The organism is Streptomyces sp. ISL-99, from assembly GCF_018614005.1.
Classification (GTDB): domain Bacteria; phylum Actinomycetota; class Actinomycetes; order Streptomycetales; family Streptomycetaceae; genus Streptomyces; species Streptomyces flavidovirens.
In genome coordinates this window covers 139068-165192 of record NZ_JAGGPC010000028.1, presented here as the reverse complement: position 1 = coordinate 165192, position 26125 = coordinate 139068, and the positions used below count along the sequence as shown (strand labels likewise).

Below are 26125 nucleotides of genomic sequence, written 5' to 3'. Positions count from 1 at the left end.
CGGGTTACGAGCCCCCGCATTCAAACCGGAAGTTACGCGGGACGGAAGACCCGATTCCGGATCGTTGTACGAAATCCGAAGCAAGACCCGCACTCCACCCCCGGCGAAGCCTGCGCGGCGCCACCCGTGCCACACTCGTCCCATGCGCGTGTACCTCGGTTCCGACCATGCCGGATACGAACTCAAGAACCATCTCGTCGAGTGGCTGAAGGCCCATGGGCACGAGCCCGTCGACTGCGGCCCCCACATCTACGACGCCCTGGACGACTACCCGCCGTTCTGCCTGCGTGCCGCGGAGAAGACCGCCGCGGACCCGGAGAGCCTGGGCATCGTGATCGGCGGCTCCGGCAACGGCGAGCAGATCGCCGCGAACAAGGTCAAGGGCGTACGGGCCGCGCTGGCCTGGAGCGAGCAGACGGCGGCGCTCGGCCGTGAGCACAACGACGCCAACGTCATCTCGATCGGCGGCCGCATGCACACCCAGGCGGAGGCCACGAAGTTCGTGGAGATCTTCCTCTCCACCCCGTACTCCAACGAAGAGCGCCACCAGCGCCGGATCGACATGCTGGCGTCGTACGAGCAGACCGGCGACCTCCCCCCGATCCCGCCGCACCACCCCCAGCACCCGTAGCCCCACCCCGCACCGCCGCCACACCGGCCGCGGTGCGGGCGCCGCGAGGGAGCGCACCGGCCCACACCCACACCGCCCCCACATGCCGGTACCGGGGGAGGGGACGCACCGGCCCACCCCTACCCCGACTGGCATGCCACAGTGCCGGAGGGGGAGGCACGGGGCCATACCCACCCCGGCCTCCCATGCCAGGCCGCCGGTGAGGGGACGTGCCGGGGCGCTCCCCGCAGGGCGTTGAACGCAACCACCGCGAACGAACCAACGCAGTACCCGAACGTTCGACGCCCGAGGAGACGCCCCGGCGCGGCACCGCCCCCGAAGCCCAGGGCCCCGGAACCCCGCCGGTACCGCCCCCGAAGCCCAGGGCCTCGCAACGCCCCGGCAAAACCGGGACCCCCAGCAGCCCCACCCCGCCAGGAGACGCCAACCCATGCCCGAGGGGCACACCATCCACCGCCTCGCGGACGACCACCGCGCCCGCTTCGTCGGCGGCCCGGTGCGCGTGACCAGCCCGCAGGGCAAGTTCGCGGACAGCGCGGCCCTCCTGGACGGCACGCCCCTCACCACCGCCGACGCCCACGGCAAGCACCTCTTCCTCGGCTTCGAGGACACCGGCTGGGTCCACATCCACCTCGGCCTCTTCGGCAAGCTCGGCTTCGGCAGCGCGACGCCCGCCCCGCCGCCCCCCACCGACACGGTCCGCCTGCGCCTCGTCAACGACGACCACTACGCCGACCTCCGCGGCCCCACCACCTGCGCCCTGATCACCGACGGCGAGAAGCAGGCGATACACGACCGCCTGGGCCCGGACCCGCTGCGCCCCGACGCCGCCCCCGACAAGGCCTGGCAGCGGATCTCCCGCAGCCGCACGACCATCGCCGCGCTTCTCATGGACCAGAAGGTCGTAGCGGGCGTCGGCAACGTCTACCGCGCCGAAGTCCTCTTCCGGCACGGCATCGACCCGTACCGCGCGGGCAAGGACCTCACCCGCCGCGAGTGGGACGCGATCTGGGCGGACCTGGCCGTCCTCATGCGCGAGGGCGTACGGAACAACCGCATCGACACGGTCCGCCCCGAGCACATGCCCGAAGCGATGGGCCGCCCGCCGCGCGTCGACGACCACGGCGGCGAGGTCTACGTCTACCGCCGGGCGAACCTGCCCTGCCACATCTGTGGCGGCGAGATCCGCACCGCCGATCTCGCCGCCCGCAACCTCTTCTGGTGCCCACCCTGCCAAAGCTGACCCCGCGTCGCTTCTGGGTTCCGGGGTTCCGGGGCCCTGGGCTTCGGGGTCGGTGCCGCGCCGGGGCGTCTCCTCGGGCGTCGAACGTTCGGGTACTGCGTTGGTTCGTTCGCGGTGGTTGCGTTCAACGCCCTGCGGGGAGCGCCCCGGCACGTCCCCTCACCGGCGGCGTGGCAGGTGAGGCGGGGCCGGGCGTGCCCCAAACGTCTCTCCCGCACAGCGCGGCCTGCTGGGCGGCGTCGGTCGCGTCCGGTCGGTCTCTTCGCGCACCGTGGATTGCGAGGCGGGGCCGGGCGTGCCCCAGGCAACCCTCCCGCACCGGGCCTGCGCCTGCTGGGCGGCGTCGGGCGCCCGACCCGCGTTGATCAGAACCCGTGCGGAAGCCACGGCGCGACCCCGGCTTCGAATGCCACCGACGCCTCCGCCAGCGCCCCCGGCCGCAGCTCCCGCACGCGTCCCGCCGCTGCGAGCGAGGCCAGGGTGACGCCGCCGAGGTACGCCGCGCCCAATTCCCGTACGGACAGGGCGAGCTCCGCCGCCTCGTCCGTCCGCTTGCACGACGCACCCCCCTTCGCGTCGCCCGTCAGCCGCCAACGCCCCTCGTTCCAGGGGCAGAACGCGTCCGTCACCTCGAAGACCACATCCACCGGCGCCCGATACGCACGCACCTCCAGCGCCGCCCCCACCTCCACCAGCCGCACGTACAGCGAATCCCGCAGCCGTACGTCGCACCGCCGGATGTCGGAGACAAGGTGCTGCCAGGCGTCGTCCACGGGCCGGTTGCGCGTCCGGATCTTCGACGTCAGGTCCATGTCGAAGAGGAAGCGCCACAGGGCCGCGTACGCCGCAGGGTCGAGCGCCTCAAGGTCACGCAGTACGACCGTGCCGTCGGAGCCGGCCCATTTCCACTCCGGTTTGAAGTGGAACCGGGCGTACCCGACGACATCCGCCGGCTCCCCGTCCTGCCCGCCCCGCTCCGCCAGCACGCACCGCAGCGGCGACGCGCCGTCGCGATCGCTCTCCGGGTCGATCAGCGGCACTCGTTCCCAGTGCGGTCTGCGCGCGAGCATCCCGGGCCGGCCCGGTACGTTCCGCGCGTACACCGCCTCGCAGGCGTCCCGCGCATCAGCGGGCTTCGCGAACCGGAGCCGTACGTCGTCCGTGCCCGCGGGTACGTCCAGCCGTACCCGCGCCGTGTCGATCTCCGCCGACAGCTGCTGCGTCGCGGCGCCGTAGCCGAAGCGGCCGTAGATCGCGGGCTCCGACGCGGTGAGCAGCGCGAGCGGTTCGCCCCATTCCCGCACGTCGTGGAGCTGGCGCCGCATCATCCCGGTCAGAACCCCGCGCCGCCGGTGCGTCGTAGCGACGCTCACCAGGCTCACGCCGGCGGCCGGCACCAGGGCGCCGCCCGGAACGGCCAGCCGGAAGGAGAACGCGCTCGCCGTGCCGACGCACTGGTCCCCGTCCCAGACACCCAGGCTCCGGGCCGGGTCGGTCACCGCGCGGTCGAGCTCCCGCTCCTCCGCGCTCTGGGCCACGCCCCCGAAGGCAAGTTCGACCGCCTCGAGCCAGTCGTTCCACTCACTTGCCCGCAACACGCGTAATTCGGTGGTCATATGCCATGCCTACCAGGCCCCCCGGCATTTGGGCGACCCAATTTCGAACACAATGTCACAGGGGTCCCCCTGCGGAGCACGGGTCGGGGTGGATAGGGTCCACCGCAATGGCAGGTGGAGTGGGAACCGAATCGTTCTCGGCACGGACGCGCAAGAGCGCGCTCCGGGCCCGGATCGCGCTGCGCAAATCCGGCGTCGACTACTTCCGGGGCGACGGCTCGGACTGGATCGCCCTGGTGGGCCTCCTGCTGACCGTTCCGGCGATCGTCGGCGGCACGATCGCGTCGCCGGTCTGGTGCGCGCCGGCCCTGCTGGTCCTCCCGATCGTGGCCGGCGGCCTGCTGCTGCGCCCGGCGAGCCTGCTCGGTCTGTACGCCGCGGCGGCCACCGGGCTGATCGTCGAGTCGATCGCGCTCGGCCCCTATACGCAGGGCCCGGCGACGGTCACGCCCGGCACGGTCCTCACGGTCGCCGCCTGCGGTTTCTTCGGCCTGATCATCGCCCAGTTCCGGGCCCGGGTCGGCGTCCCCTGGCGCCGCGGCGGCACGATGCTCTTCGACCTGCGCGAACGGATCCGGGTGCAGAGCGCGCTGCCCCGCCTGCCGAAGAACTGGCACAGCGAGATGGCGCTGCGGCCCGCGGGCGGCCAGTCGTTCTCCGGCGACTTCGTGGTCGCGGCCCGTACGAACGGCGGCCGCACCCTGGAGGTCGTACTCACCGACGTATCGGGCAAGGGCATGGACGCGGCGTCGCGCGCGCTGCTCCTGTCCGGGGCGTTCGGCGGCCTGCTGGGCTCGCTCCCGCCGCACGGCTTCCTGCCCGCAGCCAACGGCTACCTCCTGCGCCAGGACTGGGAGGAGGGCTTCGCGACCTCCATCCACCTGGTTCTGGACCTGGACTCCGGCGACTACGAACTCCTGTCGGCGGGCCACCTCCCCGCGCTCCAGCTGCACGCGGGGAGCGGCCGCTGGGAGGAGAAGTCCGGCGAGGGGCCGCTGCTCGGCGTGTACGACGGCGCCCAGTTCGACTCGTGCAAGGGCTCGCTGGGGCCCGGCGATGTACTGATGCTGTTCACGGACGGCCTGGTGGAGGCGTCGGGCCGGGACATCGCGGAGGGCATCGACCGCCTGACGGGCGAGGCCGACCGCTACGTGTCCTGCGGCTTCCAGGGCGCGGCGTGGCACCTGATCGAAGCGGTGGCGAAGGACGTCAACGACGACCGCGCGCTCCTCCTGATCTGCCACGACGCGTAACGCGTAACGCGTAACGCGTGGCGGAGGCCGCGGCTCAGCCCGGGCCGACGTCCCGTACCCGGTCCGCGGCGCCGTCCGTACAGTCGGACCATGCCGAACCTGACTCTCGCCGAGGTGGAAGAGATCGCCCGGGCCGCGCACGCCACGCAGACCGACAAGGCGGGCCGGCCGTACGCCGAGCACCTCGCCGCCGTTGCCGAGGGCGTACGCGCGCGGGGTGGCTCCGAGGAGCAGATCGCCGCCGCCTGGCTGCACGACGCGGTGGAGGACGACGCGCTGTCGGCGGACTGGCTGGCGGCGGCCGAACTGCCGCAGTCGACCAAGGACATGGTGCTCGCGGTGACCAAGCGGCCGGGGGAGGACCTCCGCACGTACACGCGCCGCATCCTGGCGACGCCCGGCGCGCGCCTGGTCAAGGAGGCGGACCTCGCACACAACGCGGACCCCGGCCGTCTCGCCGTTCTCGACGAGGCGACCAGGGTCCGGCTCACGCTCAAATACGCGGAGGTACACCGTCTCCTGGGGCTGGAACCCGGGCCCGGGACCGCTGCCTCCTAGGAGGCCTTGCCCGCGGGGCGGCGCTCCCGCTGCCGGGCGTTGTCGGCCGGGTCGCGGCGGAAGGCCCAGTTCATCTCGGGCTCCATCGCCCAGCGGAACATCCGCCGCACGAACGGGGTGCAGAGCAGCGTGACCGCGACGGCGATCACGACGGTCACGAAGATCTCGCCGAGCGGGGTGGAGAGCCAGGGGTACGTCTCGAACAGGTCCGCGTATCCCGCACCCTTCACCAGGAAGCCGTGCAGCAGGTAGCCGCCCAGCGTGCCGGCGCCGAGCACCGTGAACCACATCGTGCGGCCCGGAACCCAGGCCAGGAAGCAGGCCGTCAGGACCAGCGAGCACCCGAAGAGGGCGAAGGTCATGACGACCCCGGCCCACCACGGAGCGCCGATCTGCTGGGCTGCGCTGCTGTGGTAGAACCATCCGAGCTCGATGCGGGGGGCGGCCCAGTACGCGAAGACCAGCGTGCACAGCACGACGGGAAGGGCCAGCAGCCGGACCTCGCGGCGCCGCACCATCCGGAAGTGCTCCGGCTTCAGCAGCAGACCCAGCACGAAGTACGGCAGGAACTGCAGCACGCGCTGGAGGTTGAGGTCGTCACCGATGTTGGGGGTCACGGAGGCGAGTACGGCGATGGCCAGCGCTACCGGCAGGGGATGACGGAGCGACTGCCAGACGGGGGTGGTCAGCCGCCAGACGAACAGGGCGATCAGGAACCAGGTCAGGTACCAGGGGTCGAGCAGGCTGATGGACTGGCCGGGATCGTCCGCCCACCGCTTGAAGAACGTATAGGCGGTCTCGAAGATCACATACGGTACGGCGACGCCCGTGATCAGGCGCTGGATCTTCTTGCGGCTCATGTCGAAGCCGCGCGAGAAGTAGCCGGAGATGATGATGAACGCCGGCATGTGGAAGCTGTAGACGACGATGTACAGCGCGCGCGTGGCGCGGCTGCCGTCCATCACGGGTTCCCACATGTGCGCCACCGCGACGAAGACGATCGCCAGGTACTTCGCGTTGTCGAAGAACGCGTCGCGCTGCTTAGGGGCGGGCGCGGCAGCGGGGGCAGGGGTGGCGGCGCGGGCGGGGGCGGCGGGCGTGGGGACTGTGTCGGCCCCGGACCGGAGGGTGGTGGTCGCGGCGGTCCGTGCGAGGGGTGTTTCGGGCTCCTGCTCCCGGGCCGGGGGGAGCGGGGCCCTCTGATATCCGTGCGGAGCGTGAAACATCTGAGGCACCCTAGCGCCGCCGGACGGATTCCGTAAAACCTCGATCCCGGCTCTCTTCTTTGGGTGTGAGTGCCCCGTGGGCAGAGAAGTCGACATAGCGATGGGTCTTTATGGCGCGGCTCACACCTTCGCGCCCGTATGGGCTACTTCATCCTGATTAAATGGTGCATACCGCCAGAGGGTGACTCTGGTGATATGTCCTGTTCATTGCGCGTTTGTCGACCGCGGATGTGTGGGCCTCCGCGCAATTCGAATTTCCTGCGAACGTGATGTGTGGATAGCGAAACGATCACGTCTATTAACCCCCGCACGGGGCAGTTCAATTCAGCGGCGCGCATATGCGGCGCCCGCGCCCCGGGGTGTACGCCGGGCCTCCCGGCGGCGTGAACAGGTCACCAACGTTCCGTCACCCGTCAACCACCAGTGGTGAGTTGGTGGCACGATGGTGCTTGCGGGAGTGCGCTGGGCCGTGCGCTCCCGGGCCGGCAAGGCGGACCGACCGAGGGTGTGATCAGTTGTGGCCATTTCACTGTCTGTGGTGCTTCTGTTGGCGATCGTCCTGGTGGTGTTGATCCGCGGGGGCTCGATCAAGGCGGGACCGGCGGTGGTGGCCGTTCTCTTCGGCTTCTTCCTCGCGTCCACCGGCATGGCGCCGTCGATCAACCGCTTCCTGAATTCGATAGCGGAGACCATCAACCAGATCAGCTTCTGACGGGCGCCGACGGGAGGCGGCGCGGCTCCGCAAACGCCACCGGCCCGGCCGGTGACGTATCACCGAGCCGGGCCGGGGCCGTGGAGCGGGCGACGGGAATCGAACCCGCGTAGCTAGTTTGGAAGACTAGGGCTCTACCATTGAGCTACGCCCGCACAGAGCACCGCAGGTCACGTGACCGCGGCACGAAGAGCATCGTAGCGGGTTCCTGGCGGTCGGCGCACACCCGATACGCCCCACGTATAAACGGCGGCCGTACAGCCCGTGGGCATGTACCCTACGTGTCGCACCGACGGGGTGTGGCGCAGCTTGGTAGCGCGTCCGCTTTGGGAGCGGAAGGTCGTCGGTTCGAATCCGGCCACCCCGACCATCACCAGACATGATCCCGGCGCGATCTCGACCAAGATCGCGTTGTGGGAGTCTTCCTGCTTGCCGTTACTATGCAGACTCGTGCCCGTGTGTCTGATGTGCCGGGCTCGAACGGCGAAGCCGCCTCCCGCGCGGCCCAGCAGAACCCCAGAAGTCAGCCCCCAAGGAGACCGAACCGTGAAGAGCGCCGTGGAGACCCTGAACCCGACCCGGGTTCGGCTCAGCATCGAGGTGCCCTTCGAGGAGCTCAAGGACAGCCTCGACGCGGCGTACAAGAAGATCAACCAGCAGGTCACGGTGAAGGGCTTCCGTAAGGGCAAGATCCCGAACCGAGTCATCGACCAGCGGTTCGGCCGTGGTGCTGTGCTGGAGGAGGCCGTCAACGACGCCCTTCCGAAGTTCTACACCGAGGCTGTCAACGAGGGTGAGCTGAACGTTCTCGGCCAGCCCGAGGTCGACATCACCGAGCTGAAGGACGGCGAGCTGCTCTCCTTCACCGCCGAGGTCGACATCCGCCCGACGATCGAGATCCCGGACTACTCCGGCATCGAGGTCGAGGTCGACGCGGTCGAGGTCACCGACGAGGACGTCGACAAGGCCGTGGAGGAGCTGCGTGCGCGCTTCGCCTCCACCAACCCGGTCGAGCGCCCCGCCGCCGAAGGCGACGTCGTGACGATCGACCTCGAGGCCAAGGTCGACGGTGAGGTCCTGGAGGACGGCGTTGCCGAGGGTGTCTCGTACACCATCGGTTCCGGCGAGCTCCTCGACGGCATCGACGAGGCGGTGACCGGCCTGGAGGCCGGTGGCGAGGCCACCTTCACCTCCTCGCTCAAGGGCGGCAGCGCCGAGGGCAAGGAGGCCGAGGTCACCGTCAAGGTCACCGCGGTCGCCGCCCGCGAGCTGCCCGAGCTGGACGACGACTTCGCGCAGATGGCCAGCGAGTTCGACACTCTTGACGAGCTCAAGGCCGACAGCCGCAAGCGCCTCGAGAACATGAAGCAGTACGACCAGGCCACGCAGGCCCAGGAGCGCGTCCTGGAGAAGCTGCTGGAGCTGGTCGAGGTCCCGATCCCCGAGAAGCTGCTCGAGGACGAGGTCAAGACCCGCAAGCACAACCTGGAGCACCACCAGCTCGGCCAGATGGGCCTGGACATCGAGAAGTACCTCGAGATCCAGGGCAAGACGGCCGAGGAGTTCGACGCCGAGCTGCGTGAGCAGGCGGTCAAGGGCATCAAGACGCAGTTCGTCCTCGACGAGCTCGTCAACAAGGAGAAGCTGAACGTCAACCAGGAGGAGCTCACCGAGCACCTCATGCGGCGTGCGCAGTCCTCCGGCATGAGCCCCGACCAGTTCGCCCAGGCCGTCGTCGAGGGTGGCCAGGTGCCGATGCTCGTCGGCGAGGTCGCCCGCGGCAAGGCGCTCGCCGTTGTCGTCGAGGCCGCCAAGGTCACCGACACCAACGGTGAGGCCGTCGAGCTCGAGGACGAGGAAGACGAGACCGCCGAGGCCCCTGCGGCCGCCGAGGCCGCCGAGGCTTCCGACGAGGAGAAGACGACCGAGGCCTGAGCTTCGTTCGCTCCGATCTGATCTGCGGGGACGGGCCCGGACGCACCATGCGTCCGGGCCCGTCGTCGTACGGGGGAGCGGGCCCGTACCTTGCGCTCCCAGCGAACAGTTCGGGAAGCGGGATGGCGTTGCCCTACCTGCGCGTTAGGGTCCATGAAGAGGAGAGTGGGGAGTCCCCGCCCTCCGGTACGAAGACGCTGAGACGGCCGATGCCGTCAGAGACGAGCAGGTGTAAACGTGACGAATCTGATGCCGCACGCCGCGGGTGAGCCGTCCATCGGTGGAGGCCTCGGCGACCAGGTCTACAACCGGCTGCTCGGCGAGCGGATCATCTTCCTCGGCCAGCAGGTCGACGATGACATCGCCAACAAGATCACAGCGCAGTTGCTCCTCCTTGCCGCCGACCCGGACAAGGACATCTACCTCTACATCAACAGCCCCGGTGGCTCGGTGACGGCGGGCATGGCGGTCTACGACACCATGCAGTACATCCCGAACGACGTCGTCACGATCGGCATGGGTCTCGCGGCCTCCATGGGCCAGTTCCTGCTGACCGGCGGCTCCGCGGGCAAGCGCTTCGCGCTCCCCAACACCGACATCCTGATGCACCAGGGCTCGGCCGGCCTCGGCGGCACCGCCTCGGACATCAAGATCCAGGCCGAGCAGCTGCTGCGTACGAAGAAGCGCATGGCGGAGATCACCGCCCGGCACTCCGGCCAGACCGTCGAGACGATCATCCGTGACGGTGACCGCGACCGCTGGTACACCGCGGAGGAGGCCAAGGAGTACGGCCTCATCGACGAGATCATCAGCTCTGCTTCGGGCGTTCCGGGCGGCGGCGGTACCGGGGCCTGATCCCCGCACCGAGTCTCCCCAGCCCACCGAACGCCACCAGGATGGTGAACACCGACATGAACGACTACTCCGCGAGCGGCCTCTACACGGGCCCGCAGGTGGACAACCGCTACATCGTGCCGCGCTTCGTCGAGCGCACCTCGCAGGGCGTGCGTGAGTACGACCCGTACGCGAAGCTCTTCGAGGAGCGCGTGATCTTCCTCGGCGTGCAGATCGATGACGCCTCGGCCAACGACGTCATGGCGCAGCTGCTGTGCCTGGAGTCGATGGACCCGGACCGCGACATCTCCATCTACATCAACAGCCCCGGTGGCTCGTTCACGGCCCTCACGGCCATCTACGACACGATGCAGTTCGTGAAGCCGGACATCCAGACGGTCTGCATGGGCCAGGCGGCCTCCGCCGCGGCCGTGCTGCTCGCCGCCGGTACGCCGGGCAAGCGCATGGCACTGCCGAACGCGCGTGTGCTGATCCACCAGCCGTCCTCGCAGACGGGCCGTGAGCAGCTCTCCGACCTGGAGATCGCGGCGCAGGAGATCCTGCGGATGCGCTCGCAGCTGGAGGAGATGCTCGCGAAGCACTCCACCACGCCGATCGAGAAGATCCGCGACGACATCGAGCGCGACAAGATCCTGACCGCCGAGGACTCCCTCGCGTACGGCCTGATCGACCAGATCGTGTCCACCCGAAAGAACGCGCCGGTGGGCGCCTGACGCGTGGCAGCCCACCCCTTGGCGCGGCGCGCGTCAATGTGAACCGCGCCAAGGGGGGCCCGAACGAGGGGCCAGGCAAGGTACCGTCGGATATGAGGCACCAGGAGACGCTGAACGTGGCGTCTCCCAGGCGAAGGGGAAGCACCTCGTGGCACGCATCGGTGATGGCGGCGACCTGCTCAAGTGCTCGTTCTGTGGCAAGAGCCAGAAGCAGGTGAAGAAGCTCATCGCAGGTCCCGGTGTGTACATCTGCGACGAGTGCATCGACCTCTGCAACGAGATCATCGAGGAGGAGCTCGCCGAGACCTCCGAGGTGCGGTGGGAGGAACTCCCCAAGCCGCGGGAGATCTACGAGTTCCTCGAGGGTTACGTAGTCGGCCAGGAGCCCGCGAAGAAGGCGCTCTCGGTGGCGGTCTACAACCACTACAAGCGCGTGCAGGCCGGCGAGAACGCGGGCGCCGGCTCGGGCCGCGACGACGCGATCGAACTGGCCAAGTCCAACATCCTCCTGCTGGGCCCCACAGGCTCCGGCAAGACGCTGCTGGCCCAGACCCTCGCGCGCATGCTGAACGTCCCGTTCGCCATCGCCGACGCGACGGCGCTGACGGAGGCGGGGTATGTCGGCGAGGACGTCGAGAACATCCTGCTCAAGCTGATCCAGGCGGCCGACTATGACGTCAAGAAGGCCGAGACCGGGATCATCTACATCGACGAGATCGACAAGGTCGCCCGCAAGAGCGAGAACCCGTCGATCACGCGCGACGTATCGGGTGAGGGCGTCCAGCAGGCCCTCCTCAAGATCCTTGAGGGCACGACGGCCTCGGTCCCGCCGCAGGGCGGCCGAAAGCACCCGCACCAGGAGTTCATCCAGATCGACACGACGAACGTGCTCTTCATCGTGGGCGGCGCGTTCGCCGGCCTCGAGAAGATCATCGAGTCGCGGGCGGGTGCCAAGGGCATCGGCTTCGGTGCGACGATCCGCTCGAAGCGGGAGATCGAGGCGAGCGACCAGTTCCAGGAGGTCATGCCGGAGGACCTGGTGAAGTTCGGGATGATCCCGGAGTTCATCGGCCGCCTGCCCGTCCTGACCTCGGTCCACAACCTGGACCGAGAGGCGCTCCTCCAGATCCTGGTGGAGCCGCGCAACGCGCTGGTGAAGCAGTACGAGCGGCTCTTCGAACTCGACGGCGTGGAGCTGGAGTTCGAGCGCGAGGCGCTGGAGGCGATCGCGGACCAGGCGATCCTCCGCCAGACGGGCGCGCGCGGTCTGCGCGCCATCATGGAGGAGGTCCTGATGTCGGTGATGTACGAGGTCCCGTCCCGCAAGGACGTGGCCCGCGTCGTCATCACGGCGGACGTGGTCCACAGCAACGTCAACCCGACCCTGGTGCCGCGCGAGCCCCGCATCATCAAGAACGACGGCCGCCACGAGAAGTCCGCGTAGCGGCGTAGTCAGCGAAAGGGCGCCCGGCGAATCCCGCCGGGCGCCCTTTTCACGTCACCGCCGCGTCAGTTGATCTCGACGCGGACATCCTTGCGCAGCTTGGCGGCCATGTCCGCCACCTCGTCCAGCGGAATGCCGCCGCCCGCGAGGATGGCACCGGTGTCGGTGAACGTGACGGACGCGACGGTGCTGTGGTCACCCCAGACGCACATCGGCGTCTTGAAGCCCTTGGAGGAACTCGCGTCGGACGAGACCGTCGCGCCCAGCTTGAACTCGGCCTCCTGGCACTTCATGACGCCGCCCTCGAAGCCCGCGGGCGTGAACTCCTTGGCCTCGCCGAGGAGCTGAACCCCCTTGCCCGCGTTCTGCTCGGAGTTCTTCTTCATCTCGGCGAACATGTCGTCGATGACCTTCGCGGGGTCGTCGATCTCGCCGTACACACCGGAGAAACTCAGAGCCTTCTTGGCCATGTCCTGGCCCGCCTCGTACTGGCCGCTGGCTTCCGTGGGGTTGTTGATTCCCTGCCCCTCGAGCTTCTGGAGGTCGCTGGAGGTCATGCCGCCTCCGGCGCTGCCGGGCGCGGCGGCCGACTTCTTGTACTCGCCGCCGAGAACCGTCTCCGGCGCCTCCAGCTTGTACCGCTTGCCGTCGTCGGCGATGTCACTACCGCCACCGCGAAGAGTGGCGAAGTAGATCCCGCCGCCGATGACCGCGAGGGCGACCACCACCACGCCCACGATCAGGCCCGTCTTCTTCTTCGGCGCGCCCGGGGGCGGCGGGACCATGCCGCCGGGGTACTGAGGCTGCTGTCCGTAGGGGCCCGGCTGCTGGGGCTGGCCGTACGGAGGCTGGCCGTACGGGGGCGGCTGCTGGCCCTGCTGGGGGTAGCCGTAGCCCTGCGGCGGCGGGGCCTGCTGGGGGTAGCCGTAGCCGGGCTGGCCCTGCGGGGGCTGCTGTCCGTACGGGTTCGGCTGGCCCTGCGGCGGCTGCTGGCCGTAAGGACCGGGCTGCTGCCCGCCGTACGGGCCCGGCTGGTTGTAGCTCATGGACTGGGTTCCCCTCCAGATACTTATGCGTTACGAACATCCTGACGGAACCACCGGCATACCGGGGCGGCGGGGCCCTCACCGTTACCAAGAATCCGGTTTCGGTACGGGGCTGTGGCGCCCGTAAACTGAGCCCGTGACCGAGAACTCATCGCAGCAGCCAGCCGCACCCGCCCCCGAACTGCCGACCCAGTACGCGCCGGCCGAGGTAGAGGGGAAGCTGTACGAGCGCTGGGTAGAACGCGGTTACTTCGAGGCGGACGAGAAGAGCGACAAAGAGCCGTACACCATCGTCATCCCGCCGCCGAACGTCACCGGTTCGCTCCACCTCGGGCACGCCTTCGAGCACACGCTGATCGACGCCCTCACCCGCCGCAAGCGCATGCAGGGCTACGAGACGCTGTGGCAGCCCGGCATGGACCACGCCGGCATCGCAACCCAGAACGTCGTCGAGCGCGAGCTCGCCAGGGAGGGCAAGTCCCGCCACGACCTGGGGCGCGAGGCGTTCGTCGAGCGCGTCTGGCAGTGGAAGGCCGAGTCCGGCGGTCAGATCTCGGGGCAGATGAAGCGCCTCGGTGACGGTGTCGCGTGGTCGCGCGAGCGCTTCACCATGGACGAGGGGCTGTCGAGGGCCGTCCAGACCATCTTCAAGAAGCTGTACGACGACGAGCTGATCTACCGCGCCGAGCGCATCATCAACTGGTGCCCGCGCTGTCTGACCGCCATCTCCGACATCGAGGTCGAGTACCAGGAGGACGACGGCGAGCTCGTCTCCATCCGGTACGGCTCCGGGGACAACGAGATCGTCGTCGCGACGACCCGCGCCGAGACGATGCTCGGTGACACCGCCGTCGCCGTCCACCCCGACGACGAGCGGTACGCGCACCTCATCGGCACCGAGATCGAGCTGCCGCTCACCGGCCGCCGTATCCCGGTCGTCGCCGACGAGCACGTCGACCCCGAGTTCGGCACGGGCGCCGTGAAGGTCACGCCCGCCCACGACCCGAACGACTTCGAGATCGGGCAGCGGCACGGGCTGCCCAACCTGGCCGTGATGGACGAGCGAGCGGTCATCACCGCGCACGGCCCGTTCCAGGGCCTCGACCGTCTTGAGGCCCGCAGCGCCATCGTCGCCGCCCTGCGCGCCGAGGGCCGGATCGTCGCCGAGAAGCGTCCGTACGTCCACTCCGTCGGGCACTGCTCGCGCTGCAAGACGACCATCGAGCCGCGGCTGTCCCTGCAGTGGTGGGTCAAGGTCGGCCCGCTGGCGAAGGAGGCCGGCGACGCGGTCCGCGACGGGCGGGTCAAGATCCACCCGAAGGAGATGGAGCCCCGCTACTTCGGCTGGGTCGACAACCTCCACGACTGGTGCATCTCGCGTCAGTTGTGGTGGGGTCACCGGATCCCGGTCTGGTACGGGCCGAATGGTGAAGTCGTCTGCGTCGGACCCGACGACGAGGCGCCGACCGGCGAGGGCTGGCACCAGGACACGGATGTCCTGGACACCTGGTTCTCCTCCGGCCTGTGGCCGTTCTCCACGCTCGGCTGGCCCGAACAGACCCCGAGTGTCGAGAAGTTCTACCCGAACTCGGTCCTCGTCACCGGTTACGACATCCTCTTCTTCTGGGTCGCCCGGATGATGATGTTCGGCCTGTACGCCATGGACGGCACCCCGCCGTTCCACACCATCGCCCTGCACGGCATGGTCCGCGACCAGTTCGGCAAGAAGATGTCGAAGTCCTTCGGCAACGCGGTCAACCCGCTGGACTGGATGGACGAGTACGGCTCCGACGCGGTCCGTTTCACGCTCGCGCGCGGTGCCAACCCGGGTGTTGACGTCCCGATCGGTGAGGACTGGGTCCAGGGGTCCCGCAACTTCGCCAACAAGATCTGGAACGCCACCCGCTTCGCGCTGATGAACGGCGCGACGGTCGAAGGTGAACTGCCGCCGGTCGAGCAGATGTCGGCGACCGACCGGTGGATCCTGTCGCGGCTGAACGCGACGGTGGCCGAGGTCGACGCGTACTACGAGGACTACCAGTTCGCGAAGCTCTCGGACGCGCTCTTCCACTTCGCGTGGGACGAGGTCTTCGACTGGTACGTCGAGCTGTCCAAGACCACCTTCTTCGCGGGCGGCGAGCCGGCCAAGGTCTCCGCGCGCGTCCTGGGCGAGGTCCTCGACGTCATGCTGCGCCTCCTCCACCCGGTCGTCCCCTTCGTCACCGAGACGCTGTGGACCACGCTCACCGGCAAGGAGTCGCTCGTCATCGCGGACTGGCCCAAGGCTGTGTTCGTTCCTGGGGCTGACGCCCCGGGCGGCTTCCGCGACGCCGAGGCGGAGAAGGAGATCGGACTCGTCCAGCAGGTCGTCACCGAGGTCCGCCGCTTCCGCTCCGACCAGGGCCTCCAGTCCGGCCAGAAGGTGCCGGCCCAACTGACCCTGGACGGCACGGCGCTGGCGCCGCACGAGGCGGCCATCCGCCAGGTGCTGCGCCTGACGCCGGCCGGTGAGGACTTCCACGCCACCGCCTCCCTGCCGGTCGTGGGCGCGCGGGTCGCCCTCGACCTGTCGGGCACGATCGACGTCGAAGCGGAGCGCAAGCGCCTCGCGAAGGACCTCGCGGCGGCCGAGAAGGAGAAGGCCCAGGCGCTCGGCAAGCTCGGGAACGAGGCGTTCCTGGCCAAGGCCCCGGACAACGTGGTCGACAAGATCCGCGGGCGGCTCTCGAAGGCCGAGGCGGACATCGAGCGCATCACGGCGCAGCTCGCCACGCTGCCGGAGAAGTAGGGCGAGTACGACGACGTACGCCGAGGGCCCCCGCGCGAGCTGCGCGGGGGCCCTCGGGCCGTACGTCACCCAGGGCCTGTCCGGCGTATCAGGGCCGGAAAGGCCCTAGTCCGTCAGGAAATCCTCCAGCGCGTCGAAGTTCTCGACGCACTTGCCCGCTCCGAGCGCCACACACTCCAGCGGGTCGTCCGCCACGAACACCGGGATGCCCGCCCCCGCCGCTATCCGCAGGTCCAGCCCCGGCAGCAGCGCCCCGCCGCCCGTCAGCACGATGCCGTGCTCCATCACATCGTCCGCGAGCTCCGGCGGGCACTCCTCCAGCGTCGACTTCACCGCCGAGACGACCGCTTCGCACGCCTCGTCGAGCGCCGCCCGTACCTCGACCGCGGACAGCTCCAGGGTCTGCGGCAGCCCGCCGGGTATCTTCTCCCGCCCGCCGACGGCGTACGTGCGGTTCTCCAGCTCAGGGTCCTCCGGCACCGGCCAGGCCGAACCGATCGCCAGCTTCACGGTCTCGGCCGTCCGCTCCCCTATGAGCAGCCCGTGCTCCTTGCGCACATGGTCGGCGATGGCCGCGTCCAGCCCGTCACCGCCCACCCGCAGCGACCAGGCCGCGACGATCCCGCCCAGCGATATCACGGCGACTTCGGTGGTGCCGCCCCCGATGTCGACCACCATCGAGCCGTGCGCCTTCGACACCGGCAGCCCGGCCCCCATCGCGGCCGCCATCGGCTCGTCGACGAGATGCAGCGTGCGGGCACCCACGCGTTCGGCCGCCTGGACGATCGCGCGCTGCTCGACCGGAGTAATACCGCTCGGTACGCACAGGACCATCCGGGGGCGCGCCTTGCGGCCGGGCACGGCCTTGCGCACGAAGTGCCGGATCATCGCCTCGGCGGCCGCGTAGTCGCTGATCGCACCGCCCTTGAGCGGGCGGATCGCCGTGATCGAACCCGGCGTCCGGCCGATGGCGTCCCTGGCCTCACGGCCGACCGCGAGAGCGATACCGGATCTGGCCTGCACCGCCACCACGGAAGGCTCATTGAGGACGATGCCCTTGCCCCGGGCGTAGACGATGGTGTTCGCCGTTCCCAGGTCTATACCGATGTCCTTGGCCGTGTCACCCATCTGGAGAAACCTCCGATCGTGATTTCCCCAGGCTGGCACGACACCGCCGGATCCGCCGCCGCAGAGCGGCCGAAGGCGGCATGCAGGTCCTGGCGGGGCACTGTCGGTGGTGCTCCGTAGACTGGTCTCGTGAGCCAGCTCCCTCCGCACGATGACAGCGACACCCCCGACGCCTTCGAAGAGATCGTCTCGGCCGAGACAGGCCGCGACCCCGACCTGGCGGTGATCGAGGCAGGCAGCCGTACGCTGCGCACCCAAGGTGCCCCGCAGCAGGGTGACGGCGCCGCCGGGCGCCCGCAGGACCCGGAGGTGGACAAGGCGCTGCGCGCCGTCGAGCAGGAGCTCCTGGCCCGCTGGCCGGAGACCAAGCTGGACCCGTCGCTGGTCCGGATCGCGGCGCTGATGGACGTCCTGGGCGAGCCCCAGCGCGCGTACCCCTCGGTCCACATCACCGGCACCAACGGCAAGACCAGCACGGCCCGCATGATCGAGGCGCTGTTCGGTGCCTTCGAGCTGCGTACCGGGCGGTACACCAGCCCGCACGTGCAGTCGATCACCGAGCGCATCAGCCTGGACGGCGCCCCGATCGACCCCGAGCGCTTCATCGAGACGTACAACGACATCCAGCCGTACGTCGAGATGACCGACGGCATGCAGGAGCACCGCCTGTCGTTCTTCGAGACGCTGACGGGCATGGCGTACGCCGCGTTCGCCGACGCGCCCGTCGATGTGGCGGTCGTCGAGGTCGGCATGGGCGGCAGCTGGGACGCGACGAACGTGATCGACGCGTCGGTGGCCGTCGTCACGCCGATCGATCTGGACCACACGGACCGGCTCGGCGCCACGCCCGGCGAGATCGCGGTCGAGAAGGCCGGGATCATCAAGCAGGGCGCCACGGTCATCCTGGCGCAGCAGCCGGTCGACGCGGCCCAGGTGATGCTGAAGAAGGCCGTCGAGGTCGACGCCACGGTCGCCCGTGAGGGCATGGAGTTCGGCGTCGTCTCCCGCGAGATCGCGGTCGGCGGCCAGATGATCGCGCTGCGCGGACTCGGCGGCGAGTACGAAGAGATCTTCCTGCCGCTGCACGGCGCGCATCAGGCGCACAACGCGGCGGTGGCCCTGGCGGCCGTCGAGGCGTTCTTCGGCATCGGCGCGGAGCACGCGCGCACGCTCGACATCGACACGGTCCGCAAGGCCTTCGCCTCGGTCACGTCGCCGGGCCGGCTCGAGGTCGTACGCCGCAGCCCGACCGTCGTGCTGGACGCGGCGCACAACCCGGCGGGCGCGCGGGCGGCGGCGGAGGCCGTCACCGAGGCGTTCAGTTTCAGCCGCCTGATCGGGGTCGTCGGCACGAGCGGTGACAAGGACGTGCGGGGTGTCCTCGAAGCGTTCGAGCCGGTCTTCGCCGAGGTCGTCGTCACCCGTAACTCCACGCCCCGCGCGATGGACGTCGACGAACTGGCGGCGATCGCCGTCGAGGTCTTCGGCGACGACCGCGTGCAGGTCGAGCCGCGCCTCGACGACGCGCTGGAGGCCGCCATCACGCTCGCCGAGGAAGAGGGCGAGTTCGCCGGCGGTGGCGTCCTGGTGACCGGTTCCGTGATCACGGTCGGCGAGGCCCGGCTGCTCCTGGGGAGGGGCTGATTCCTGTGCGTATGCTCTGCGCGTCCACTCTGATCAGCGAGTTCTTCGTGGTGGCCTTCGCGGGCCTCGTCGCGATGAAGTCGGACGACCTGTCGATGACCGCGGTCTGGACGGTCTGCGGCGTCGCGATGCTGCTGTCCGTGCTGCTCTGCGGGATGCTCGGCCGGCCGGGCGGGGTGCAGCTCGGCTGGGCGCTCCAGATCGGCCTGATCGCGAGCGGCTTCGTCGTCCCGGTGATGTTCTTCCTCGGCGCGGTCTTCGCGGGCCTGTGGTGGGCGTCGATCCACTACGGCCGCAAGATCGACGAGGCGAAGGCACGGTGGGCCGCGCAGGCGGAGGCGGCGGAGGCGCAGGCCCCGGCGCAGTAGGGGCCGCTGTCCGCCAGTGCCGGGTGCTGCCCCGGCGGCGTGTCCTTGTAGCCTCTGGACATTGCATCCGCTATGCCCGCAAGGAGCCGTACATGACTCAGCGCACTCTCGTCCTTCTCAAGCCGGACGCGGTCCGACGCGCACTCGTGGGTGAGATCATCAGCCGCATCGAGCGCAAGGCCGGCTGGAAGATCACAGCGCTGGAGATGCGCGGCCTCGACCACGAGACGCTGGAGCAGCATTACGGCGAGCACAAGGGCCGCCCCTTCTACGAGCCGCTGGTCGAGTTCATGGCGTCCGGTCCCGTCGTGGCCCTCGTGGTCGAGGGCGAGCGCGTCATCGAGGGTGTACGCCAGTTGGCGGGTCCGACTGACCCGATCGCGGCGGCTCCCGGCTCCATCCGTGGGGACTTCGGCACCATCGTCCGGGAGAACCTCATCCACGCCTCGGACTCCGAGGAGTCCGCCGAGCGGGAGCTGAAGCTTTTCTTCCCCGGCATTTCCTGACATAACGTCAGCCAAATAGGGGTCATGGCCTGGGGCGACCGAAGTAATTCGGCCGCCCCCCGGCATATGCGGGAAGATGCGGGGAACGCATCCCTCCGACACGACGTCACCATTACTGGGACGGGTACGTGTTCCGCTCACAATGGCGAAGGACCCTCGCGCCGCATCCGTGCAGGCGGCACTACGATGGAAACCTCCACGCCGCACCACCCACTTCGCCGTCCTAAAAAAGCCAACCGCTCCACTTGGGAAGGCCCGACGCATCCTCATGGGGAACAAGGGGAACTCAATGTCGTTCATCGGCCGTGACATGGCTGTCGACCTCGGGACCGCCAACACGCTGGTGTACGTCAGGGGCAAAGGGATCGTGCTCAACGAGCCCTCCGTCGTCGCCATCAACACCAACACCGGCGGCATCCTCGCCGTGGGTGCCGAGGCCAAGAAGATGATCGGCCGGACGCCGGGCAACATCGTTGCCGTCCGGCCGCTGAAGGACGGCGTCATCGCCGACTTCGAGATCACCGAGCGGATGCTCCGCTACTTCATCCTGAAGATCCACAAGCGCCGCTACCTGGCCCGCCCCCGGGTCGTCGTCTGCGTGCCCTCCGGCATCACCGGCGTCGAGCGCCGCGCCGTCATCGAGGCGTCCACCCAGGCCGGCGCCCGCCGGGTGCACATCATCGAAGAGCCCATGGCCGCGGCCATCGGTTCGGGCCTGCCCGTCCACGAGGCCACCGGAAACATGGTCGTGGACATCGGTGGCGGCACCACCGAGGTCGCCGTCATCTCGCTCGGAGGAATCGTCACAGCACAGTCGATCCGGGTCGCCGGCGACGAGCTGGACAGCTCGATCATCCAGCACATCAAGAAGGAGTACTCCCTCCTGCTCGGCGAGCGCACCGCCGAACAGATCAAGATCACGATCGGCTCGGCGTCCGACCTGGAGAAGGACGAGCACACCGAGATCCGCGGCCGCGACCTCGTCTCCGGTCTCCCCAAGACCGTCGTCATCTCGGCGGCCGAGGTCCGCAAGGCCATCGAGGAGCCGGTCAACGCCATCGTCGACGCCGTGAAGACGACGCTCGACAAGTGCCCGCCCGAGCTCTCCGGTGATGTCATGGACCGCGGCATCGTCCTCACCGGCGGCGGCGCCCTGCTGCGCGGTCTCGACGAGCGCCTGCGCCGCGAGACGGGCATGCCGATCCACATCGCCGAGGACCCGCTCGACTCCGTCGCGCTCGGAGCGGGCAAGTGCGTCGAGGAGTTCGAGGCGCTCCAGCAGGTACTGGACGCCCAGCCCCGCAGATGAGCCGCCCCGACGAATCCGCCGTACGAGGCCTTCCTTCTCGTGCGGCGGATCGTTGATATACAGACACAAGAATTCCGACGAGGAAGGCACGGCCGCCGCACGTGAGGGACACACGAGAGAGCCGGCTGCTCCTGGTGCTGCTGATCGCCATCGCATTCGCGTTGATTACGGTGGATATCCGCGGCGGCGAGGAGTCGCCGGTCGACGGCGCCAGGCGGGCCGCCGCCACCGTCTTCGGACCGGTGGAGAACGGGGTCGCCCAAGCTGTCGACCCGATCGGCAACGCCATCGGTGCCGTTCGGGACTCCGGTGAGCGGCACGACCGCCTCGCCGTCCTCGAGCGAGAGAACGCCGCACTCAAGCACAAGCTCGGCAGCGACGACCGCAACCGCAGCGGCGTACGCCAGCTCGACAAGATGCTCAAGAGAGCCGGCGCCGGCCAGTACGGCATCAAGGGCGCCGAAGTCATCGCGATAGGAGCGGCCCAGGGATTCTCCTGGACCGTCACCATCGACGCCGGGAGCAACGACGGCATCAAGCGCGACATGACCGTGCTCAACGGCGACGGACTCGTCGGCCGCGTCACCACCGTCGGCCCGGACACCGCGACCGTACTGCTCGCCAACGACCCGGACTTCACCGTCGGCACCCGCCTGGAGAAGACCGACGAACTCGGCTTCGCCACCGGCCAGGGCGACCGCCCGCTGCGCGTGCAGATGCTCAACGGCAAGGCCAAGGTCAAGGCGGGCGACCGGCTCGTCACCTTCGGCTCGCAGGCCGCGAAGCCGTTCGTGCCCGGCGTCCCGGTCGGCACGGTCGTCCGCGTCGATCCGTCCGGCGGCGACCTCACCCGTACCGTGTACGTCCGCCCGTACGTCGGCTTCACCAAGCTCGACATCGTCGGCGTCGTCGTCCAGGCGCCGCGCCAGGACCCGCGCGACATGGTCCTGCCGCCGAAGCCCGCGGGCCCCAAGCCCACCCCCACGGTCACCGTCACGGTCACGCCCTCGGGGCCTCCCGCCGACGGCGCCGATCCCGCCGATGGCACCGAGTAGGAGCTGAACCCCATGCGCTTCAACCGGATGCTGCTCTCCACCACCCTGGTGATCGTCGCCCTGGTCGTCCAGGTCACCGTTCTCGCCAGGCTCCAACTCCCCGGCGCCGTACCGGACCTGATGCTCCTCACCGTCCTCGGTCTCGCCTTCGTGTACGGCAACACCAGCGGCGCCCTCATCGGGTTCGGCGCGGGCCTCCTCGCCGACCTCGCCCCGCCCGCGGACCACGCGGCGGGCCGCTACGCGCTGGTCCTGTGCGTCATCGGCTACCTCGCCGGACTCGCCAAGCCGGAGACCGGCCAGCTCAGGTCCGCGACCGCCCCGATGGTCGCGGTCGTCGTCGCCGCGATCGGCTCCACCCTCCTGTACGCCGGAGTGGGCGCCCTGGTCGGCGACACCGCCGCCCGCCATGTCGGCATCGTGAACCTGCTGCTCACCTCCGCGCTGTACGACCTGCTGCTCGCCCCGTTCGTCGTGCCGGTGGTCATGTGGCTGGCCAGACGCGCCGACAACGATCCGCTCGCCGACAGCCAGAGCGGCAACAACGGCGCCGACGTGGCCAGCGGCTGGCTCGCCTCCAGCACCGGCCTGCGCGTCGGCAGCCAGCGCGCGGGCCTGAGGGTCAAGGCCGCCCGCTCACGGGCGGCGCGGGCGGGACGCATCAAGGGGGTCAAGCGACTGTGACCACCGCGCGCAGCACGGACTTCGAGGAGGGGACGGCTTGAGCAACATTCCCGAGACCGGGCGGACCCCCAGGGTCCAGATCCGGCTCATCATCATCCAGGTCCTCGTCTTCTCCCTCCTGCTCACCCTCGGCGGCCGCCTCTGGTACCTCCAGATCCGCAACGGCGACGAGTACACCGCCGAAGCCGCCGGCAACGGCGTCCAGCAAGTCGTCCAGCCCGCCGTCCGCGGCTCGATCCTCGACGCCCGCGGCGTGCCGCTCGCCGACAACGAGACCCGCCTCGTCGTCTCCGCCAGCCGCACCGAGCTGATGAAGATGAAGGACGACGGCAAGGGCGTACTGGCCCGCCTCGCCGGCGTACTCGGCATGAAGCCCAAGGAAGTCGCCGACAAGGTCAGGCTCTGCGACAACGAGACCCCCCAGCCCTGCTGGAACGGCTCGCCCTACCAGCCGATCCCCGTCACCGACGAGGCCACCACCAAGCAGGCCCTCCAGATCCGCGAGCGCGCCGAGGACTTCCCCGGCATCACCGCCGAACCGACGGCCGTACGCCGCTACACCGCGCCCGGCAAGGCCAGGACGGCCCAGGTTCTCGGCTACCTGTCGCCGGTCACCGACGAGGAGATCGAGAAGGCGAAGGACGGCCCGTCGCCGTACCTGCGCTCCGACATGGTCGGCCGCTCCGGACTTGAGCGTACGTACGACAAGGAACTGCGCGGCAAGGCCGGCGTCACCCGTTACGAGGTCGACAACCTCGGCCGTGTCATGGGCGAGGCGGAGAACGACCCGACGGTGCCCGGATCCTCCGTCGTCACCAGCATCGACGCCCGGGTCCAGGGCGTCGCCGAGTACGAGCTCCACCAGGCGATGAAAACCGTCCGGAAGGAGAACGACAAGATCACCGGACGCCCGTACGAGGCCGACGCGGGCGCCGTCGTCGTCATGGAGTCCAAGACCGGCCGAGTCGTCGCGATGGCCTCCCAGCCCGACTACGACCCCAACGCCTGGATCGGCGGCATCTCCGGCAAGGAGTACGCCAAGCTCACCGACAAGAAATCCAACTACCCGCTGCTCAACCGGGCCATCCAGGGCCAGGCGCCCGCCGGCTCGGTCTTCAAGGTGGTGTCGGCGAGCGCGGCCGTCCGGGCCGGCTACCCCTTCGACGGCCGCTACAACTGCAGCAGTTCCTACAGCATGGGCAACCGGAGCTTCGCGAACTTCGAGTCCAAGGGGCACGGCCCCATCTCCCTCGGGGACGCCCTCAAGTTCTCCTGCAACACCGTCTTCTACCGTCTCGGCCACCAGGAGTGGCAGCGCGACGGCGGAATAAAGCCGAAGAAGAACGCCCACGACTGGTTCTACCGGACCGCCCATGACTTCGGATTCGGCGCCGAAACCGGCATCGACCTGCCGAACGAGGTCAAGGGCCGTATCCCCGACCGCCAGTGGAAGCAGAACTTCTGGGCAGCCAACAAGGACGCCTGGTGCAAGCAGGGTAAGAAGGGTGGCAGCTACGTCGAGCAGATCGCCTACGAGAGCTGCCTCGAAGGCAATCAGCTGAAGGCGTTCGACAGCATCAACTTCGCCATCGGCCAGGGCGACGTCCTCATCACCCCCATCCAGTTGGCCACCGCCTACGCCGCCATCAGCAACGGCGGCACCCTTTACAACCCCACCCTCGGCAAGGCCGTGATCAGCCCCGACGGCAAGAAGATCCAGGAGATCAAGCCCAGGCCCCGCGGCAAGCTGCCGGTCGACGCCCAGACCATCAGCGACCTCGACAAGGGCCTGCGCTCCGTCGTCGAGCCCGGCGGCACCGCCGCCTGGCGGTTCGGCGGCTGGCCGCAGGACAAGATCCCGATGCGGGCCAAGACCGGCACCGCCCAGGTCTACGGCAAGCAGACCACCTCGTGGTTCGCCACCTACACCGACGACTACACGATCGTCATGACGATCTCTCAGGGTGGTACGGGCTCCGGCGCCTCAGGGCCGGCCGTACGCAACATCTACGACGCGCTCTACGGCGTCAGCGACGAGGGCGACATCAACCCGAAGAAGGCCCTGCTCCCCAAGCCGCAGAAGGAGCTTCCGAAGATCGGCAGGGACGGCTCCATCGACGCCCCGGAGATCCGGCCGTACGTACCCGAGAAGCCCAAGGACCCGGCTGCGGACAAGCAGATCGCGATCGGCAGGAGTGGCGACTGATGGCCGGCCCGCACGGTTTCTCCGTCCAGCGGTACGCCCCCGAGCGCGGCACCCTCGCCAAGCTCACCGCCCGCGACTCCGTGGTGCGCCGGCTCGACTGGCCGCTGCTCTGGGCGTCGCTCGCGCTGTCGGTCATCGGGGCGCTGCTGGTCTGGTCCGCGACCCGTACGCGCGACCAGCTCAACCAGGGCGACCCGGAGTACTTCCTCTGGCGCCACATCGTGAACACCGGCATCGGCCTCGTGCTGATGATCGGCACGATCTGGCTGGGGCACCGCACCCTGCGCGGCGCGGTCCCCGTGCTCTACGGACTGTCGGTGGTGCTCGTCCTGCTCGTCCTCACACCACTCGGCGCGACCATCAACGGTGCGCACGCGTGGATCGTGCTCGGCGGCGGGTTCTCCCTCCAGCCCTCCGAGTTCACCAAGATCACCATCATCCTGATCATGGCGATGCTGCTCGCCGCCCGCGTCGACGCGGGCGATCAGGAGCATCCCGACCACCCCACCGTCGTCAAGGCCCTGTGCCTCGCCGTCGTACCGATCGTCGTCATCATGCTGATGCCCGACCTCGGCTCGGTCATGGTCATAGCGGTGATCATCCTCGGGGTGCTGCTCACCTCCGGGGCGTCCAACCGCTGGGTCCTCGGCCTCATCGGCACCGGAGCCATCGGCGCCGTCGTGGTCTGGCAGATCGGTCTGCTCGACGAGTACCAGATCAACCGCTTCGCCGCGTTCGCCAACCCCGAACTCGACCCGGCCGGCGTCGGCTACAACACCAACCAGGCGCGCATCGCGATCGGCTCCGGCGGCCTCACCGGCACCGGCCTCTTCAAGGGCAGCCAGACGACCGGGCAGTTCGTACCCGAGCAGCAGACCGACTTCGTCTTCACCGTCGCGGGTGAGGAACTCGGCTTCCTGGGCGCCGGACTGGTCCTGCTGCTGCTCGGCGTGGTCCTGTGGCGGGCCTGCCGCATCGCCCGCGAGACGACCGAGCTGTACGGCACGATCGTGGCCGGCGGCATCATCGCCTGGTTCGCGTTCCAGTCGTTCGAGAACATCGGGATGACGCTCGGCATCATGCCGGTGGCGGGCCTGCCGCTGCCGTTCGTGTCGTACGGCGGGTCGTCGATGTTCGCGGTCTGGGTCGCGATCGGGCTGCTCCAGTCGATCAGGGTGCAGCGGCCGATGTCGGCATAGCCAGTG

Annotated in this window: 22 protein-coding genes and 2 tRNA genes; 19 read left to right on the top strand and 5 right to left on the bottom strand. The window is 69.2% G+C overall.

What is annotated here, in order from left to right:
* Positions 1–142: 142 nt before the first annotated feature.
* Together J7E91_RS17350 and J7E91_RS17345 are read left to right on the top strand one after the other, a co-directional pair.
* Positions 143–631, top strand: coding sequence for a ribose-5-phosphate isomerase (locus tag J7E91_RS17350; RefSeq protein WP_214905096.1), 489 nt, complete (start codon positions 143–145; stop codon positions 629–631).
* A 430-nt stretch (positions 632–1061) separates the two neighbouring features.
* Positions 1062–1874: an Fpg/Nei family DNA glycosylase gene (locus tag J7E91_RS17345; RefSeq protein ID WP_214905093.1), complete on the top strand. Its 813-nt coding sequence runs from the start codon at positions 1062–1064 to the stop codon at positions 1872–1874.
* 365 nt (positions 1875–2239) lie between these two features.
* On the opposite strand, the gene J7E91_RS17340 is transcribed toward J7E91_RS17345, so the two are convergent.
* Positions 2240–3490: a GNAT family N-acetyltransferase gene (locus J7E91_RS17340; RefSeq protein WP_214905090.1), complete on the bottom strand. Its 1251-nt coding sequence runs from the start codon at positions 3488–3490 to the stop codon at positions 2240–2242.
* 107 nt (positions 3491–3597) lie between these two features.
* Between J7E91_RS17340 and J7E91_RS17335 the strand changes: the two genes are divergently transcribed.
* Both J7E91_RS17335 and J7E91_RS17330 read left to right on the top strand, forming a co-directional pair.
* Positions 3598–4743 carry a PP2C family protein-serine/threonine phosphatase gene (locus J7E91_RS17335; RefSeq protein WP_214905087.1) on the top strand — a complete coding sequence of 382 codons (1146 nt, stop codon included), beginning with the start codon at positions 3598–3600 and terminating at the stop codon, positions 4741–4743.
* 90 nt (positions 4744–4833) lie between these two features.
* Complete coding sequence (locus J7E91_RS17330) at positions 4834–5301, top strand: HD domain-containing protein (RefSeq protein WP_214905086.1); 468 nt, start codon at positions 4834–4836, stop codon at positions 5299–5301.
* Here J7E91_RS17330 and J7E91_RS17325 read toward each other — a convergent pair.
* Positions 5298–6527, bottom strand: a complete 1230-nt coding sequence (locus J7E91_RS17325; protein WP_214905083.1) for an acyltransferase family protein — start codon at positions 6525–6527, stop codon at positions 5298–5300. The two genes, J7E91_RS17330 and J7E91_RS17325, sit on opposite strands and share 4 nt — an antisense overlap.
* Before the next feature lie 517 nt (positions 6528–7044).
* Here J7E91_RS17325 and J7E91_RS17320 point away from each other — a divergent pair.
* Complete coding sequence (locus J7E91_RS17320; protein ID WP_037649254.1) at positions 7045–7239, top strand: hypothetical protein; 195 nt, start codon at positions 7045–7047, stop codon at positions 7237–7239.
* Positions 7240–7320: 81 nt separating this feature from the next.
* On the opposite strand, the gene J7E91_RS17315 is transcribed toward J7E91_RS17320, so the two are convergent.
* Positions 7321–7394, bottom strand: a tRNA-Gly gene (locus J7E91_RS17315).
* A gap of 138 nt (positions 7395–7532) precedes the next feature.
* On the opposite strand from J7E91_RS17315, the gene J7E91_RS17310 reads away from it, so the two are divergent.
* From J7E91_RS17310 to clpX, 5 genes are all read left to right on the top strand, one after another.
* A tRNA-Pro gene (locus J7E91_RS17310) sits at positions 7533–7609 on the top strand.
* A 176-nt stretch (positions 7610–7785) separates the two neighbouring features.
* Positions 7786–9174 (top strand): trigger factor, encoded by a 1389-nt coding sequence (tig, locus tag J7E91_RS17305; RefSeq protein WP_214905077.1) that lies wholly within the window; start codon positions 7786–7788, stop codon positions 9172–9174.
* A gap of 249 nt (positions 9175–9423) precedes the next feature.
* Positions 9424–10029, top strand: a complete 606-nt coding sequence (locus tag J7E91_RS17300) for an ATP-dependent Clp protease proteolytic subunit (RefSeq protein WP_214905276.1) — start codon at positions 9424–9426, stop codon at positions 10027–10029.
* Positions 10030–10070: 41 nt separating this feature from the next.
* Complete coding sequence (locus tag J7E91_RS17295; protein ID WP_285439094.1) at positions 10071–10742, top strand: ATP-dependent Clp protease proteolytic subunit; 672 nt, start codon at positions 10071–10073, stop codon at positions 10740–10742.
* A 148-nt stretch (positions 10743–10890) separates the two neighbouring features.
* Positions 10891–12186 carry an ATP-dependent Clp protease ATP-binding subunit ClpX gene (gene clpX / locus J7E91_RS17290; RefSeq protein ID WP_214905055.1) on the top strand — a complete coding sequence of 432 codons (1296 nt, stop codon included), beginning with the start codon at positions 10891–10893 and terminating at the stop codon, positions 12184–12186.
* A gap of 65 nt (positions 12187–12251) precedes the next feature.
* Here the strand turns inward: clpX and J7E91_RS17285 are convergent, their stop codons facing one another.
* Positions 12252–13232: a hypothetical protein gene (locus J7E91_RS17285; RefSeq protein ID WP_214905052.1), complete on the bottom strand. Its 981-nt coding sequence runs from the start codon at positions 13230–13232 to the stop codon at positions 12252–12254.
* Positions 13233–13368: 136 nt separating this feature from the next.
* Between J7E91_RS17285 and J7E91_RS17280 the strand changes: the two genes are divergently transcribed.
* Positions 13369–16020: a valine--tRNA ligase gene (locus J7E91_RS17280; RefSeq protein ID WP_214905049.1), complete on the top strand. Its 2652-nt coding sequence runs from the start codon at positions 13369–13371 to the stop codon at positions 16018–16020.
* Between the two features lie 105 nt (positions 16021–16125).
* On the opposite strand, the gene J7E91_RS17275 is transcribed toward J7E91_RS17280, so the two are convergent.
* Entirely contained in the window at positions 16126–17148 is a 1023-nt protein-coding gene (locus tag J7E91_RS17275) for a rod shape-determining protein (protein WP_214905037.1), read from the bottom strand.
* A 129-nt stretch (positions 17149–17277) separates the two neighbouring features.
* Here J7E91_RS17275 and J7E91_RS17270 point away from each other — a divergent pair, with 129 nt between their 5' ends.
* The 8 genes from J7E91_RS17270 (at position 17278) to rodA (ending at position 26119) form a co-directional block, all read left to right on the top strand.
* A complete protein-coding gene (locus J7E91_RS17270; RefSeq protein ID WP_214905034.1) occupies positions 17278–18792 on the top strand; it encodes a folylpolyglutamate synthase/dihydrofolate synthase family protein in 1515 nt (504 codons plus the stop codon).
* Positions 18793–18797: 5 nt separating this feature from the next.
* The gene (locus J7E91_RS17265) at positions 18798–19160 is read left to right on the top strand and encodes a DUF4233 domain-containing protein (protein ID WP_214905031.1); all 363 of its coding nucleotides are present in this window, start codon (positions 18798–18800) and stop codon (positions 19158–19160) included.
* Positions 19161–19252: 92 nt separating this feature from the next.
* Positions 19253–19666, top strand: a complete 414-nt coding sequence (ndk, locus tag J7E91_RS17260; RefSeq protein ID WP_028813451.1) for a nucleoside-diphosphate kinase — start codon at positions 19253–19255, stop codon at positions 19664–19666.
* Positions 19667–19955: 289 nt separating this feature from the next.
* Complete coding sequence (locus J7E91_RS17255) at positions 19956–20975, top strand: rod shape-determining protein (RefSeq protein WP_214905028.1); 1020 nt, start codon at positions 19956–19958, stop codon at positions 20973–20975.
* 101 nt (positions 20976–21076) lie between these two features.
* Positions 21077–22030: a rod shape-determining protein MreC gene (gene mreC / locus J7E91_RS17250; protein WP_214905025.1), complete on the top strand. Its 954-nt coding sequence runs from the start codon at positions 21077–21079 to the stop codon at positions 22028–22030.
* A gap of 12 nt (positions 22031–22042) precedes the next feature.
* Positions 22043–22714: a rod shape-determining protein MreD gene (gene mreD, locus J7E91_RS17245; RefSeq protein WP_214905022.1), complete on the top strand. Its 672-nt coding sequence runs from the start codon at positions 22043–22045 to the stop codon at positions 22712–22714.
* A gap of 37 nt (positions 22715–22751) precedes the next feature.
* Positions 22752–24920 carry a penicillin-binding protein 2 gene (mrdA, locus tag J7E91_RS17240; RefSeq protein ID WP_214905019.1) on the top strand — a complete coding sequence of 723 codons (2169 nt, stop codon included), beginning with the start codon at positions 22752–22754 and terminating at the stop codon, positions 24918–24920.
* Positions 24920–26119 carry a rod shape-determining protein RodA gene (gene rodA / locus J7E91_RS17235; protein ID WP_214905016.1) on the top strand — a complete coding sequence of 400 codons (1200 nt, stop codon included), beginning with the start codon at positions 24920–24922 and terminating at the stop codon, positions 26117–26119. Before mrdA ends, rodA begins: the two co-directional genes overlap by 1 nt.
* The last annotated feature ends 6 nt before the right edge of the window (positions 26120–26125 follow it).

Coding starts and splice junctions, on each gene's coding strand:
- J7E91_RS17350 (WP_214905096.1), top strand. CDS start 143: ATGCGCGTGTACCTCGGTTCCGACCATGCCGGATACGAACTCAAGAAC.
- J7E91_RS17345 (WP_214905093.1), top strand. CDS start 1,062: ATGCCCGAGGGGCACACCATCCACCGCCTCGCGGACGACCACCGCGCC.
- J7E91_RS17340 (WP_214905090.1), bottom strand. CDS start 3,490: ATGACCACCGAATTACGCGTGTTGCGGGCAAGTGAGTGGAACGACTGG.
- J7E91_RS17335 (WP_214905087.1), top strand. CDS start 3,598: ATGGCAGGTGGAGTGGGAACCGAATCGTTCTCGGCACGGACGCGCAAG.
- J7E91_RS17330 (WP_214905086.1), top strand. CDS start 4,834: ATGCCGAACCTGACTCTCGCCGAGGTGGAAGAGATCGCCCGGGCCGCG.
- J7E91_RS17325 (WP_214905083.1), bottom strand. CDS start 6,527: ATGTTTCACGCTCCGCACGGATATCAGAGGGCCCCGCTCCCCCCGGCC.
- J7E91_RS17300 (WP_214905276.1), top strand. CDS start 9,424: ATGCCGCACGCCGCGGGTGAGCCGTCCATCGGTGGAGGCCTCGGCGAC.
- J7E91_RS17295 (WP_285439094.1), top strand. CDS start 10,071: ATGGTGAACACCGACATGAACGACTACTCCGCGAGCGGCCTCTACACG.
- J7E91_RS17285 (WP_214905052.1), bottom strand. CDS start 13,232: ATGAGCTACAACCAGCCGGGCCCGTACGGCGGGCAGCAGCCCGGTCCT.
- J7E91_RS17275 (WP_214905037.1), bottom strand. CDS start 17,148: ATGGGTGACACGGCCAAGGACATCGGTATAGACCTGGGAACGGCGAAC.
- ndk (WP_028813451.1), top strand. CDS start 19,253: ATGACTCAGCGCACTCTCGTCCTTCTCAAGCCGGACGCGGTCCGACGC.
- J7E91_RS17255 (WP_214905028.1), top strand. CDS start 19,956: ATGTCGTTCATCGGCCGTGACATGGCTGTCGACCTCGGGACCGCCAAC.
- mreD (WP_214905022.1), top strand. CDS start 22,043: ATGCGCTTCAACCGGATGCTGCTCTCCACCACCCTGGTGATCGTCGCC.
- rodA (WP_214905016.1), top strand. CDS start 24,920: ATGGCCGGCCCGCACGGTTTCTCCGTCCAGCGGTACGCCCCCGAGCGC.